This window comes from Paenibacillus sp. 23TSA30-6, from assembly GCF_014858585.1.
In the GTDB taxonomy this organism is placed as follows: Bacteria; Bacillota; Bacilli; order Paenibacillales; family Paenibacillaceae; genus Paenibacillus.
Genome location: NZ_SLTL01000092.1, coordinates 1 through 1,091 on the forward strand (window position 1 = coordinate 1; position 1,091 = coordinate 1,091).

Annotated in this window: 1 protein-coding gene; it reads right to left on the reverse strand. The window is 46.8% G+C overall.

Going from position 1 to position 1,091, the window contains the following annotated elements; translation table 11 throughout:
* Positions 1–1,007: IS630 family transposase (locus E0698_RS26220; protein WP_192513427.1), on the reverse strand; the 1,007-nt coding region annotated here is incomplete at its 3' end.
* Positions 1,008–1,091: the final 84 nt, after the last annotated feature.

Sequence of the window (1,091 nt, forward strand, 5' to 3'; positions counted from 1 at the left end):
AACGGTTGCTGATTGATTCGCTTCATAAATTGACTGACATGAAGTTTAATCTTATAGAATTTTTCAAAAAAGACGTTGTTCACTACATCGGCTTTGAGCCACAACCACAGCCCTTCAACTGGATTGAGGTTTGGACTGTAAGGCGGCAGAAAAACCAATTGCAGACGCGAGTGTTCCTCCAAAAAAGGCTGTAACTCTATGGCATGATGAATCCGGCTGTTATCCAGAATTAAAGCGATTTTTCCATTCGGATATGCAGTGAGAAGATCCTGGAGAAATCGAATAAAGGCTTCTGTGTCGGCCTTTTCTTCTTCCCGGTGATGCACCTGACCGGTTTCATAGTTAATGGCTCCAAACAATTTGGCTCCTTCGTGTTTACCGTACGTAGGCACTTTGCGTTGTCGGCCGCGCGGGAACCAATTGTACTGCAACGCTTGATAAGAGCGAATCATCGACTCGTCTTCAAAGAGCAAGTGATTGATCTTTTCGGCTTCCACTTGCCTCTTGAGCTCAGCAAAAGTGTGCTTTTTAAAAAAGGCTTGGGCGTCTTCATCGGCTTTAGCTAGCGTATAGGTGGCTTTGGTAAAACTGAAGTTCATCCGCTTCAGCATCGCACTAATCCCACGCACGCTCATGGTGACGCCGAACTCCTGCTTGATCCACTCCGCCACTAGCGGAAGTGTCCAGGTATACCGAGCTTCAAAACCTACATCGGCTGGTTGATGCTGCTCCAGCATCGCGGCTAACTGACGACGCTGCTCCTCCGTGAGTTTTGTCGGTTGTCCAGGAGAGTGATCCATTTTAAGACCGGACAGGCCCTGTTTCTGGTAGGTGTGCCAATAGAGGCTAATGGTTTGACGTGCACGTCCGAGTATATCACCGATCTCTTCCAGTGTATGGCCTTCCAGACGAAGTCGGACCGCCAGATACCTTTCGTAGAGTCGTTTGTCTGATACCTTTTTCATCGCTGTATTCAAATACTCGATTTCTTCATTGTTCATCTTCATCGCCGCCTTGTGGTGAGTTACCCTTTATTACCCGATTTGGCGGTTGAAGTGAATTTGGTAGCTTATTAATTGCGTTCTATATAG